This is a genomic window from Mesorhizobium sp. M2E.F.Ca.ET.219.01.1.1 (assembly GCF_004016445.2).
Taxonomy (GTDB): Bacteria; Pseudomonadota; Alphaproteobacteria; order Rhizobiales; family Rhizobiaceae; genus Mesorhizobium.
Map to the genome: position 1 here is coordinate 321,150 of NZ_SADT02000006.1, position 12,396 is coordinate 333,545.

The window sequence follows — 12,396 nt, forward strand, 5'->3', positions numbered from 1 at the left end:
CATGGCAAGAACCCAGCTCAACCTCACCGCTCATGTCGTCCGGCTCGAAAGCCAGACCGATTTTGCCGGCTGGCGCGATGCGGCGCGCCGGCTGGCGACGAACGATATTCCGCCGGAAGATGTCGCGTGGCAGGTCGAGCCGGATCGCGAAGATCGCGCCAGCGATTTGCCGGCTGCGCAAGCCGATGCGCGGCTGGTGGTGCCGCGCGACTTCATCGAGCGCGCCGAGACCGTGATCTGCCATTGCGACCGCGAGCGCTTCGGCTTTCTCTACCGGCTGCTCTGGCGGTTGCGTTCCGAGCCGAGGCTGCTTTCGATCGCGACCGATCCCGACATCCGGCGGCTGGAGACTATGGAGAAGGCGGTGCACCGCGACATCCATAAGATGCGCGCTTTCGTGCGTTTCCGGAAGATCGGCGAGGGCGCGGAGGAGCGCTATGTCGCGTGGTTCGAGCCCGACCATTACATCGTCGAGCGCAACGCCGATTTCTTCGTGCGGCGCTTCACCGCCATGCGCTGGACGATCCTGACCCCGCATGCCTCGGCCGACTGGGACGGCGAGCGACTGGCGATCGGGCCGGGTGCGGCCAAACGCGACGCGCCGGCGGAAGACGATGCCGAGACGCTGTGGCGGACCTATTTCGAAAACATCTTCAACCCGGCCCGCCTCAAGGTGAAGGCGATGCAGAAGGAGATGCCGAAGAAATATTGGCGGAACCTTCCCGAGGCCTCGCTCATTCCAGATTTGATAGCAGGAGCGGATAAAGCCGCGTCAGACATGATCGCCCGGATGCCAACCAGCCCAGCACCGCACCATGCCAAGGTGAAGGCCAAGCACTGGCCTACGCCGGAGCCGTCCGATGTTGTGGCGCCCGAGGCCGACGATATTCCGGAGCTGCGCGCGGAGGCGAAAGGCTGCCGCCGCTGCCCGCTCTGGCGCGACGCGACGCAGACCGTCTTCGGCGAGGGACCGGAGAACGCCGATGTGATCTTCGTCGGCGAGCAGCCCGGCGACCAGGAGGATCTGGCCGGCAAGCCGTTCGTCGGGCCGGCGGGCAAGGTGTTCGACAGCATCCTGGACGACGCCGCAATCGATCGCCGCAAGGTCTATGTGACCAATGCGGTGAAGCACTTCAAATTCGAGCCGCGCGGCAAAAGGCGCATCCATTCCAAGCCCAATGCCGGCGAGATCCAGGCCTGCCGCTGGTGGCTGGACAAGGAGCTTGACCTGATCAAGCCCAACCTCGTGGTGGCACTCGGCGCGACGGCGGCGCAGTCGCTGCTCGGCAAGGCGGTGCCGATCACCAAGATGCGCGGCGACGTGGTCGAGCGCGAGGATGGCTTGCGCGTGTTCCTGACCATCCATCCGTCCTTCATCCTGCGCATCCGGGAGCAGGAGGACAAGGAAGCCGAGCGGGAGCGGTTCTTGCAGGATATGCGGAAGGTCAAACAGCTGATGGCTGCTTAGGCAGTATTGATGTTCAGGTGAAGCTGGCCTGCAAATGGCGGTTTCCTGCGCTTCCGGTGCTCACGGACCATAAGAGTTAATCAAGGCGTGATCGATTTAGGCCGCTTATGGGAACTCGCACACGCGGATGCTGTCGCACGGTCGTGCGACCTTTGACATTAGCCGAAACCTCCATCACTTCGTCATCCACGGGCGGAGCAAGGAGCGAAGCGACGCGCGCAGACCCGAGGACCCATGCCGTGACTTAAACGCGCCGCAACGGGTGCAGAATTCTGCTCCGCTGCATTCCACGCCCGACGTCACGGAATGGATTCCAGGGTCTTCGCGACGGAGCTTCGCTCCTGCTTCGCCCTGGAATGACGAAGTTGGAGGCCTCGCCTCTAGCGGACCAGAATCGCCCTTAGATCATTCACATTCGTGCCCGTTGGTCCCGGGACGAACAAGTCCCCGACCGCATTGAAAGCCGTCCAGGCATTGTTGCCGGCCAGCATCGCCTTGGCATCGACACCTGCCGCCCGCATGCGGGCCACGGTCGAGCCATCGGCGAAGGCGCCGGCATTGTTCTCGGAACCATCGATGCCGTCGGTATCGGCAGCAAGTGCGTGAATGCCGTCGATGCCATCGATGCCGATGGCAAAGGCAAGCAGGAATTCGGAATTGCGGCCGCCCTTGCCCTTGGCCCGCAGCGTCACCGTCGTCTCGCCTCCGGACAGGATCAGCACGGGCTTCTTGAAGGGACGGTTGCGGGTCGCCACTTCGCGCGCGATCGCCGCGTGGACGCCGCCGACCTCGCGGGCCTCGCCCTCGATGGCATCCGACAGGATGACGGCCTCGATGCCTTGCCGCTTGGCCTCGGTGGCGGCGGCTTCCAGCGACACGCCCGCGGAGGCGGTCAGATGCACTTCGTTGCCGGCAAAGCGCGGATCATCGGGACGCGGCGCATCGGCGGCGGGCGACTGGATATGCGCCATGACCGAGGCCGGCAGCTTCATGCCATAAGCGGCGATCGAGGCCAGCGCGTCCGCGCGGCTGCCGGTGTCGGGAACGGTCGGCCCCGAGGCGACCAACGCCGGGTTGTCGCCGGGGATGTCGGAGACGACCAGCGATACGACCCGCGCCGGATGCGCGGCTGCAGCCAGGCGCCCGCCCTTGATGGTCGAGACATGCTTGCGGATGGTGTTCATCGCCGCGATCGGCGCGCCGGAGGCAAGCAGCGCCTCGTTGACGGCGATCTCGTCGGCCAAGGTGAGGCCCGGAGCGGGAGACGGCAGCAGGGCCGAGCCGCCGCCGGAAATCAGCGCCACGACCAGGTCGTCCGAAGTCAGGCCTCGCACCTTCTCGAGCAGCCGGCGCGAGGCCTCCAGGCCTGCGGCATCCGGCACCGGGTGCGCCGCCTCGATGATCTCGATGCGCTCGCATCTGGCGCCATAGCCGTAACGCGTGACGACAAGGCCGTCGATCGGACCATCCCAGACCTTCTCGAAGGCCGCCGCCATCTGGGCCGAGCCCTTGCCGGCGCCGATGACGATGGTGCGGCCCCTGGGCTTCGCCGGCAAATGATTGCGGATCGTCTTTTCCGGATCAGCGGCGGCGACGGCGGCGTTGAAGATTGAAGTGAGGAAGCTTTTCGGGTCGGTCATTTTTCTTCCGGCGGCAGCGCGAGCCCGCTCGCATCGATGCCCAGATGCGCGCACAGCGCATCGACCACGACGCCATGATCCTCGCGCTCCGGCAAACCGGAAACGGCGATGACGCCGATGACGCCGGCCCCCTTGACGGTGACCGGGAAACCGCCGCCCGCCAGCACATAGTCGGCGATATCCAGTCCCTCGCCGACCTTGAAGGTGCGGTCGGGCCGCTGCTGCTCCAGCACAAGACGGTAGGTGCTTCCCAAATAGCGCTTCACGACATTGATCTTGCGCCGCGCCCAATCGGGATTGGAGGCGTTGGAGCCCGGCATGGCGGCATAGAAGAGCGGCCGGTCGAAGGTCCTGATGTCGACGATGATCGGCAGATCTTCCTTCAGCGCCCGGTCCCGGATGGCGGAGCCGATCTTGAAGGCGACGGCCTCGTCAAAGGCCGGGAAGACCAGCGTGGCTTCCTGTTTCTTGATCAGAGCGATGTCGTCGGCGGTGGCCATGTCTCTTTCTCCGAAATTCCACCGTCGTTTGTACGACAAGCTCTGTCTGGTCAAGCATTCGTCGCGGAGGCCCCCTCATCCGGCCGCTTCGCGGCCACCTTCTCCCCGGCGCGGAGAAGAGGCTGGCGCCGACCTCCACGACCTCCTCTCCCTCGGGGAGAGGTCGGATTGCCCCGAATTGTCCTTCACAATTCGGTTGGCAATCCGGGTGAGGGGGTCAGCCAGCCGCAATCGCGCTCTTCGCGGGCCGGCCCGCCACATAGACCTCGCGCACGACCCGATCGTCGCCCAGCGTCTGCAGCAGGAACAGTTCCTCGGCCAGCGTCTCCACGGTCTCCATCCTGAGCCGCATGCCCGGCGTGGCGTGGGCATCGAGCACGACGATGTCGGCATCGGTGCCCTCCTCCAGCGTGCCGACCTTGTCGGCCACCGACAGCGCCTCGGCGTTGCCGCGCGTCAATTGCCAGAAGGACTGGAACGGGTTCAGCTTCTCGCCGTTCAGCGCGATCACCTTGTAGCCCTCGTCCATGGTGCGCAGCATCGAATAGTTGGTGCCGCCACCGACATCGGTCGCGGCCGCGATCCGAAGAGGCTTCTCGCGCCGACGATAGCGCTGGTAGTCGAACAGGCCGGATCCGAGGAAAAGATTGGAGGTCGGGCAGAACACCGCGACCGAGCCAGAGTGCGACAGCGCATCCGCCTCGCGCTCCGACAAATGGATGCAGTGGCCGAACAGGCTCTTTTTGCCGAGCAGGCCGTAATGCTCATAGACGTCGGTGTAGTCGCGCGACCAGGGATAGAGTTCCTGGGTGAAGGCGACCTCGGCGTGGTTCTCCGACAGATGCGTCTGCATGTGGAGGTCGGGATATTCGCGGCAGAGTGCGCCGGCCATCTCCATCTGCTCGGGCGTCGAGGTGATGGCGAAGCGCGGCGTGACGGCATAGAGCTGGCGGCCCCTCCCGTGCCATTCAGCGATCAGCGCCTTGCTGTCGTCGTAGCCGGTCTGGGGCGTGTCGAGCACGCCGTCCGGCGCGTTGCGGTCCATCATCACCTTGCCGGCGATGTTGAGCATGTTGCGCTCATGCGACTCGGCGAAGAAGGCTTCGGCGGACGATTTGTGAACCGAGCAATAGGCGGCGACCGTCGTCGTGCCGTGGCGCAGCATCTCTTCGAGGAAGAGCCGCGCGATGCGGCGGCCGTGCTGCGCGTTCTGGAATTTCGACTCTTCCGGAAAGGTGTACTTGTTCAGCCAGTCGAGCAGCTCGGCGCCGTAGGAGGCGATGATCTGCATCTGCGGCACATGGACATGCGCGTCGATGAAGCCCGGCAGGATGAGATGCGGGCGATGGTCGATCGTCTCGACGTCCGTCGCGGCTTCCTTCAGGACATCGGTATAGGAGCCGGCGGCGACGATCCTGCCATTGTCGATCAGCAGGGCGCCATCCTCCTCGTAGCGCCAGGCGGAATGGTCGTCGACCGTTTCAGGCCAACGCAGGAAGGACAGCGTGCGGCCGCGCAGAATTTTCGCTGTCATGCTCACTTTCCGGCGCCTTCGAACCAGGCGACCAGAAGGGCCCGTTCCTGGTCGGTGATCTGGGTGACGTTGGCGGGCGGCATGGCATGCGCCCGGCCGGCCTGGATGTAGATCTCGCGTGCATGCTCGGCGATGCGCTCGTCGGTGTCGAGCAGCACGCCCTTCGGCGCATGGTAAATGCCTTCATAGACCGGCTCTTCCGTATGGCACATGGAGCAGCGGCCGAGCACGGTGTCGCGCACCGCCGGGAAATGGGCCGAGGCGATGTAGACCTGAGCGGCGGCGGAGGCGGCGGAGGTCTTCGGCTCGCCGGTCAGCACCTTCGGCACGGTCGACAGCCAGATGATGATCATGAACAGCACGGCGGCGCCCAGCCAGGTCCAGGTCGGGTTGCCTTTGCGCGCGTGCACCGTGTTGAAATAGTGCCGGATCAGCACGCCGATGATGAAGACCAGCGAGGCGATAACCCAGTTGAACTGCGTGCCGAAGGCCAGCGGGTAGTGGTTCGACAGCATCAGGAACAGGACCGGCAAGGTCAGATAGTTGTTGTGCAGCGAGCGCTGCTTGGCGATCTTGCCGTATTTCGGATCAGGCTTGCGGCCGGCGATCAGGTCGGCGACGACGATCTTCTGGTTGGGGATGATGACCATGAAGACATTGGCCGACATGATCGTGGCGGTGATGGCGCCGAGATGCAGGAAGGCGGCGCGGCCGGAGAAGAGATGGGTGAGCCCCCAGGCGATGAAGACTAGCACGCCGTAAAGCACCAGCATCAGCCCGGTATCGCTTTTGCCGAGCGGCGAGCGGCAGAGGAGATCGTAGACGATCCAGCCGACGCCGATGGTGGCCAGCGACAGAAGAATGCCGACCGGCGCCGAGATGTTGAGCACGTTGGGATCGATCAGGAAGAGATCGGCGCCGGCATAGTAGACCACGCAGAGCATGGCGAAGCCCGACAGCCAGGTGGCATAGGACTCCCATTTGAACCAGGTGAGGTGTTCCGGCATCTCGGCCGGCGCCACCAGGTATTTCTGGATGTGGTAGAAGCCGCCGCCATGCACCTGCCATTCCTCGCCGAAGGCGCCGGCAGGCAGGCCGGGACGCTGGCGCAGCCCGAGGTCGAGGGCGACGAAATAGAAGGAAGAGCCGATCCAGGCGATGCCGGTGATGACATGCAGCCAGCGGACGGCGAAGCTCAGCCAATCCCAGAAAATCGCAAAATCCATCATTGTGTCGCCCCTGGGAAATCGTCCCTGCCGATGAGAGCGACTTTACGGTGTGCAGCGCAAACGAAAAGAGGCGAGGCGCGCGATGACTTTCAAAAAAAAATGGAAAATACTAGGCTGTCCCTCGCAGCCGTCTGAAAGCCACGCATGGCCTATCTCGACAACATCGCCGTCTTCGTCCGCGTCGTCGAGCTTGGCAATCTGTCGGCGGCGGGGCGTGACATGCGCATTTCGCCGGCCGTCGCGTCAAACCGCATCAAGGAGTTGGAGAAACATCTCGGCGTCCGGCTGTTCAACCGCACGACAAGGCAGTTGATGCCGACCGAGCACGGCACGGTGTTCTACACCGGCGCCAAGCAGGTGCTGGACGCCATCACCGAGGCGGAAGCCGCGGTCGCAGCACTTTCCGGCCAGCCGCGCGGCACGATCCGGGTGACGGCGCCGCTCGGCCTTGGACGGCGGCTGATCGCCTCGGGCATCCCGGATTTCCACGACAAATATCCAGACATCGAGGTGCGTCTCAGGCTCTCCGACCACAATGTCGACATCATGAAGGAAGGCATCGACGTCGCCTTCCGCCTCGGCATCATCGAGGATTCCAGCCTCAGGATGCGCGGTATCATGGAATGCGAGCGCGTGCTGGTGGCCTCGCCGAAATATCTGGAGGCGCGCGGCGAACCGGCCGAGCCGCAGGAACTGGTCGGCAGGAAGCACGACTGCCTGATGCTGCGCTATGCCGGCGCGCGCGAATATGTCTGGACGCTGCAGACGCCGAGCGGCCAGCAGAAGTTCGAGGTGCACGGCCCTTACGACACAGACGACGGCGACGTGTTGACCGGCTGGGCGCTGTCGGGCCGCGGCATCATCAACAAGCCGCGTTTCGAGGTGGAACCCTTCATCCGCGACCGCCGGCTGAAGGTGATCCTGCCCCAGACGCCGCCGACGCCGGTGCAGTTCGCCGCCGTCTATCCGCACAAGAAGCTGCAGGACCCGAAGGTGCGGCTGCTGCTCGACTTCATGGCCGAGCGCTGCCAGCGGCTGATCAAGGATATTCTTGCGGGGAAGTAGCGGTGGCTTTGCCTCGGGATTGGCCGAAGCCTCCGTGACGTCGTCATCCACGGGCGGAGCGACGCGTAGCGGCGCGCAGACCCGAGGATCCATTCCGTGACCTTAATCGTATGGTGCAGCGGAGCAGAATTCTGCTTCGTTGGGCGGCGCCTCGACGTCACGGAATGGATTCTATGATTTGCGCCGCGTCGCTTCGCTCCTTGCTCCGCCATAGAATGACGGCCGCGAGAGGCGTTCACGGCTAATCGCCGAAACATGTGGCCGCCAACATGACATTCGGGCCAAGGCCTCTGCCTCGACGCAGAAGAATGCTGGCCGGCAAGTGACAGGCTGGTGGCCTACTCCGTCCCGTTGCCATGCGCGAAGAGGGGCCTAGGTTGGTGGCCAGACGTCTGCCCGATTTCAGGGCAGGCGAAGGGCCGCCACATGCATTTCGCCGTTTCGCTCAACATCGCAGCCACAGGGCAAGACGTCCTGGAATTCGGCCAGATCAGCGCGTTCATACGGCAGGCGGAAGCGGCCGGTGTGGATATGGTCATCATTTCCGACGTCGCCGACGAGCCTTCGACCAGCCCGTTCGAAGCAACCACGCTGCTGGCCGCGCTGGCCACAGTGACGGAGAGGATCGGCCTCGTGGCCAGCGCCTCGACGCTGGCGCACCAGCCCTACAATCTGGCGCGCCGGTTTGCCTCGCTCGAGGTCATCAGCCACGGCCGCATCGGCTGGAACGCAACGCTGAGGCAGAACCCGCGCGAGGCGGCGAATTTCAGCCGCCCAGAAGGGTTTTCGGACGACGACTTTCGCCGCCGCGCGGAAGAATATATCGGCATAGTCCAGGGGCTGTGGCAGGGCTGGGACCGGGACGCCTTGCTGTTGGACAAGGCGGGCGGCCGGTTTCACGATCCCGACGGGATGCATTTCCTCGACCATAGGGGCGAGTTCTTCGCGGTGCGCGGGCCGCTCAATGTCGCGCGCTCGCCGCAGGACACGCCTGTGCTGGTCATGTCCGGCTTAAACGAGACCGATCGCGACTTCGCGAGCCGTGTCGCCGACGTCATCCTGATCGCGGAACAGTCGGCCGAGGCTGCCAAGGTTGCTAGCGCCGATTTGAGACGCCGGGCGCTTGCCGCCGACCGCAAACCGGAAGCCCAGAAGGTGCTGCTGACGGTCGCCATTGAATCCGAGCCGCCTATCGACGGGCTTCGAAGCTTGCTGGGCTCGAGCGGCTGTGACGGCTTCAATTTTGTTTTGCCGGCTGATGTCGCGGCACTTCAGAATTTTACCGACCGCGTTTTGCCGGAGCTCCAGCGCCACGGCCTCGCCGGCCAGGGCCAGCAAGGCACGACGCTGCGCGCACATCTTGGCCTCGGTACAGGAGGCGCAAAATGAGCGCGCGCCAGATGAAGCTCGGCCTGTTCCTGTGGGCGACCGGCCATCATATCGCCGCCTGGCGGCATCCGGACGCGCATGTCACGGCCGGCATCGATATCGACCATTACATCGCGCTGGCGCGCATGGCCGAGGCGGCGAAGTTCGACATGGTGTTCTGCGAGGATGCCGCCGGCCTGCGTGAAGCCAACGTCAACATTGCCAGCCAGACCTCACGCTCGATCGGCTTCGAGCCGATCAGCCTGCTTTCAGCCCTTGCCGCGCAGACCGAACGCATCGGCTTGGTTTCGACGGCATCGACCAGCTACAACGAGCCCTACGGACTGGCGCGCATGTTCGCCTCGCTCGACAATCTGAGCGGCGGGCGCGCCGGCTGGAATCTCGTCACGTCGGCGAGCCCGATCGAGGCCGCGAATTTCGGCGCGACGGGGCTGCGCCCGCATGCCGACCGCTATGCGCGGGCACGCGAGTTCGCCACGGTGATCACCGGGCTCTGGCATCGCAAGCCTGCCGGCTATGACGGCGAGAGCTTCTCGGTGCGCGATCCGCTCGACATCCCGCCCTCGCCGCAGGGCGCGCCGGTGATGGTGCAAGCCGGAGCCTCGGACGACGGCAAGGATCTGGCCGCGCGCACCGCCGATGTCGTGTTCTCGGCGGCGCAGACTTTCGAGGAGGCCAAGGCCTTTTACGACGATCTCAAGGGGCGGCTCGCCGCCCATGGCCGCCAGCCGGACGATGTGAAGATCATGCCCGGTGTGGCGCCGATCGTCGCCGCCACGAAAGCTGAAGCGCAGGCGAAATACGACTCGCTGCAGGAATTGATCCCCGACGATGTGGGCGTGGCGCTGCTCTCCAGCTACCTCAGCATCTCCGATCTTGGTCGCTACCCGATCGACGGGCCGCTGCCCGAGCTGCCGGAGAGCGAAGGCATGAAGAGCCGGCAGGCGCTGGTCATCGAGCAGGCGCGGCGCGACGGCCTCTCGATCCGCGAGCTGGCGCGTTACTTTGCCGGCGCGCGCGGTCATTGGCGGGTCGTCGGCACGGCCGGAGAGATCGCCGGCGAGTTGCAGGCGCGCTTCGAAGGCGGCGCCGCCGATGGATTCAACGTCATGCCATCCTGGTTCCCGGGCGAGCTCGACGCTTTCGCGACGCTGGTGGTGCCGGAACTGCAGCGGCGCGGCCTGTTCCGCAAGGACTATGAAGGCCGCACGCTGCGGGACCATCTCGGCCTCAAGCGGCCGATCCAGGCATTCAATCCATAAGCCGCGCCGTTCCCGAAACCCGGATCGAACTGCCCAGCGTCGGCGGAATATCGGCATGGAGCCGCGAGCGCATGCCCATGTCCTCGCCCTGGACGACGTCGATCGCGCCGCCATGCGGCCAGCCGAGATCGCGCAGATAGCCGGCAAAGGCAGCGGTCGCCGCGCCTGTCGCCGGATCCTCATAGACGCCGCCGGAGGCGAATGGATTACGGGTGTGGAACAAGCGCGGCGTCTCGGCGTAAGCGAGCAGGATGGTGACCAGGCCTTCGCGCCGCATGAAAGACTGGCCCTGCTTCAGGTCATAGGCCATGCCGGCCAGCGCCGCGCGCGACTTCAGCGCCAGCACAAGATGATCGGCGCCGCCATGGATCAGGGCTGGCGGAATGGCCGGATCGAGATCGCCCGGCTGATAACCGAACAGCGCCGATGCCTCGCCGGCCAGTTCCGACGAAGCCGGCCGGCTGCGCGTCGGCGGCGACTGGAGGGCAGCAGCGACGTTGGCGCCGTCGCAAAAACCTTCGACGGTGATGTTCGCCTGGTTGAGGATCAGCGAGAAGACGCCATTGCCGAACTTCCTGACCAGCGCGGCGCCCAGCGCGATGGTGGCGTGGCCGCAGAAGGGCACTTCCGACTCCGGCGAAAAGTAGCGCACGCGCCAGCCGCCGCCTTCGGGTGCCGCGAAGGCGGTTTCCGAGAAGCCCACCTCGGCTGCGACGCGCTGCATCTCGGCCGCGTCCGGCAAGGCCTCGCCGATCACCACGCCGGCCGGATTGCCGCCGGTGTTGCCGTCCGAAAAGGCTGCGATCTTCAATACGTCCATGGTCCTGGCCTCGTTTGCATGAGGCGCAACAAACACGTTTCGAGCTGCTTTGGGAAATGACGAAACCGGCGAGCAGCGGTGAGCTTCAGTCACACCTGCAGTCGGAGTCGCGCGCTGTGACTGGCGTGACTGATCGGGGCCAAGGCTTGATTGCGACTTGGTTCCCCCAATCCGTCGCTGCTTCGCAGCGCCACCTTTCCCCCCTCCGGAGGGAAAGGAAGGGAGCCTTGCTGGACGAGCGTTGATGGCAAAAAGCTGGAGCCTTTCCTCTACCCCGTCGATCGGGGGAGAGGTGGCTCGGCGAAGCCGAGACGGAGTGGGGGTCGACCAGCGCTGCATTGGACAATACATGCGCCAAGCTGCGCCGTAGCCCACTTTGTGGGGCGAGGAACCCAAGCTTTCCAAGATCGCGACGGCCAGTAGCTGGGTTTCCTGCCTATATGGCCGGCTGGACTAACCGGCCATCGCCTTTTCAGCGCCGGCCGCGCTTAGCGCATCCGTTGCATGCGAGGCCAGCGCCGTCATGATCTCGGCGGCGGCAAGTGCTGCGATAACCGGAGGGCGCTTATCCTTCACCGCATTGCCGCCGATCGGCGAGACGAGCCGGTCGAACTGCGCTTCGCTGCCCTCGGCAGACTTCAGGAACCAGTTCCTGAAGGTCGCCTTCTTCGTCTTCGAGCCGATCATGCCGACATAGGCGGCGTCGTCGCGCTTCAGGGCCTCGGCGACGATCAGGAAATCCAGCGCATGATCGTGGGTCAGGATGGCGAAGGCAGATCCCGCCGGCGCCTCGCGCACCACGGCTTCGGGCATCGGCGTCAACCGAGCCTCCACCGTTTCCGGCATGCCTTCCAATGCCTCGGATCGGGTCTCGACGACGACGACGTGGATCGGCAGCAGCGCCAGCGACGCGGCAAGCGCCTGGCCGACATGGCCGCCGCCGAAGAGATAGACATGCGGAAGATGCGCCTCTTCCGATTGAGCCCTGGCGATCAGCTGCTGCTCCAGCGAGCCATCAACGATCCGGATCGACACCTCGACACGCCCGCCGCAGCATTGGCCGATCTCCGGCCCGAGCGGAACGTCGAGCGTGGCGCAGACTTCATCGACCGCAATGCGCGTTTCGTTACCCTCCCCCTCGTGGGGAGGATCGGAAAGCAGACGGCGCGAACTGGTGTTTGCTCTGCGGGGTGGGGGCATGGAGACGCCGCGCCCCCCTCCCCGGCCGACTTCGTCGTCCGACCCTCCCCACAAGGGGGAGGGTAAGGAGCGGAGCATCTGCCGCGCCTTGTCGATCGCCATATATTCGAGCTGGCCGCCGCCGATCGTGCCGAAAATGGCCGATGCCGAGACAAGCATGAAGGCGCCGGCCTCGCGCGGCGTCGAGCCCTTCGTGGCCGCGACCTCGACGAGCGCGACGCGGCCGGCCTGGCCGAGAAACGCCTTCAGACTTTGCACTTTCGAGTTCATCGTCTGCATTCCTGTCGCC

The 12,396-nt window shown here is 65.1% G+C and carries 10 protein-coding genes; 4 read left to right on the forward strand and 6 right to left on the reverse strand.

Annotation, left to right across the window (positions count from 1 at the left end; genetic code table 11):
- Position 1: 1 nt before the first annotated feature.
- Complete coding sequence (locus EN862_RS27465; RefSeq protein WP_127866616.1) at positions 2–1,468, forward strand: UdgX family uracil-DNA binding protein; 1,467 nt, start codon at positions 2–4, stop codon at positions 1,466–1,468.
- A gap of 380 nt (positions 1,469–1,848) precedes the next feature.
- Here the strand turns inward: EN862_RS27465 and EN862_RS27470 are convergent, their stop codons facing one another.
- The 4 genes from EN862_RS27470 to EN862_RS27485 form a co-directional block, all read right to left on the reverse strand.
- Positions 1,849–3,108 (reverse strand): glycerate kinase, encoded by a 1,260-nt coding sequence (locus EN862_RS27470; RefSeq protein ID WP_127866617.1) that lies wholly within the window; start codon positions 3,106–3,108, stop codon positions 1,849–1,851.
- Positions 3,105–3,608 carry a heme-degrading domain-containing protein gene (locus tag EN862_RS27475; protein ID WP_127866618.1) on the reverse strand — a complete coding sequence of 168 codons (504 nt, stop codon included), beginning with the start codon at positions 3,606–3,608 and terminating at the stop codon, positions 3,105–3,107. The genes EN862_RS27470 and EN862_RS27475 overlap by 4 nt, the downstream gene beginning before the upstream one ends.
- Before the next feature lie 217 nt (positions 3,609–3,825).
- Positions 3,826–5,142 (reverse strand): guanine deaminase, encoded by a 1,317-nt coding sequence (gene guaD, locus EN862_RS27480; protein ID WP_127866619.1) that lies wholly within the window; start codon positions 5,140–5,142, stop codon positions 3,826–3,828.
- A 2-nt stretch (positions 5,143–5,144) separates the two neighbouring features.
- Positions 5,145–6,371, reverse strand: coding sequence for a urate hydroxylase PuuD (locus EN862_RS27485; protein WP_127866620.1), 1,227 nt, complete (start codon positions 6,369–6,371; stop codon positions 5,145–5,147).
- A 144-nt stretch (positions 6,372–6,515) separates the two neighbouring features.
- On the opposite strand from EN862_RS27485, the gene EN862_RS27490 reads away from it, so the two are divergent.
- The 3 genes from EN862_RS27490 (at position 6,516) to EN862_RS27500 (ending at position 10,087) form a co-directional block, all read left to right on the forward strand.
- Positions 6,516–7,436, forward strand: coding sequence for a LysR family transcriptional regulator (locus EN862_RS27490; protein WP_127866621.1), 921 nt, complete (start codon positions 6,516–6,518; stop codon positions 7,434–7,436).
- Positions 7,437–7,862: 426 nt separating this feature from the next.
- Positions 7,863–8,825, forward strand: coding sequence for an LLM class flavin-dependent oxidoreductase (locus tag EN862_RS27495; protein ID WP_127866622.1), 963 nt, complete (start codon positions 7,863–7,865; stop codon positions 8,823–8,825).
- Entirely contained in the window at positions 8,822–10,087 is a 1,266-nt protein-coding gene (locus EN862_RS27500) for an LLM class flavin-dependent oxidoreductase (RefSeq protein WP_127866623.1), read from the forward strand. The genes EN862_RS27495 and EN862_RS27500 overlap by 4 nt, the downstream gene beginning before the upstream one ends.
- Here EN862_RS27500 and EN862_RS27505 read toward each other — a convergent pair.
- Positions 10,077–10,907: a PhzF family phenazine biosynthesis protein gene (locus EN862_RS27505; protein WP_127866624.1), complete on the reverse strand. Its 831-nt coding sequence runs from the start codon at positions 10,905–10,907 to the stop codon at positions 10,077–10,079. The genes EN862_RS27500 and EN862_RS27505 overlap by 11 nt on opposite strands.
- Positions 10,908–11,360: 453 nt before the next feature.
- Complete coding sequence (gene xdhC / locus EN862_RS27510) at positions 11,361–12,377, reverse strand: xanthine dehydrogenase accessory protein XdhC (protein WP_127866625.1); 1,017 nt, start codon at positions 12,375–12,377, stop codon at positions 11,361–11,363.
- Between the last annotated feature and the right edge of the window lie 19 nt (positions 12,378–12,396).

Excerpts from the sequence above, each read along its gene's own strand:
- EN862_RS27465 (WP_127866616.1), top strand. The coding sequence starts at position 2 with ATGGCAAGAACCCAGCTCAACCTCACCGCTCATGTCGTCCGGCTCGAA.
- EN862_RS27470 (WP_127866617.1), bottom strand. The coding sequence starts at position 3,108 with ATGACCGACCCGAAAAGCTTCCTCACTTCAATCTTCAACGCCGCCGTC.
- EN862_RS27475 (WP_127866618.1), bottom strand. The coding sequence starts at position 3,608 with ATGGCCACCGCCGACGACATCGCTCTGATCAAGAAACAGGAAGCCACG.
- guaD (WP_127866619.1), bottom strand. The coding sequence starts at position 5,142 with ATGACAGCGAAAATTCTGCGCGGCCGCACGCTGTCCTTCCTGCGTTGG.
- EN862_RS27485 (WP_127866620.1), bottom strand. The coding sequence starts at position 6,371 with ATGATGGATTTTGCGATTTTCTGGGATTGGCTGAGCTTCGCCGTCCGC.
- EN862_RS27490 (WP_127866621.1), top strand. The coding sequence starts at position 6,516 with ATGGCCTATCTCGACAACATCGCCGTCTTCGTCCGCGTCGTCGAGCTT.
- EN862_RS27495 (WP_127866622.1), top strand. The coding sequence starts at position 7,863 with ATGCATTTCGCCGTTTCGCTCAACATCGCAGCCACAGGGCAAGACGTC.
- EN862_RS27500 (WP_127866623.1), top strand. The coding sequence starts at position 8,822 with ATGAGCGCGCGCCAGATGAAGCTCGGCCTGTTCCTGTGGGCGACCGGC.
- EN862_RS27505 (WP_127866624.1), bottom strand. The coding sequence starts at position 10,907 with ATGGACGTATTGAAGATCGCAGCCTTTTCGGACGGCAACACCGGCGGC.
- xdhC (WP_127866625.1), bottom strand. The coding sequence starts at position 12,377 with ATGAACTCGAAAGTGCAAAGTCTGAAGGCGTTTCTCGGCCAGGCCGGC.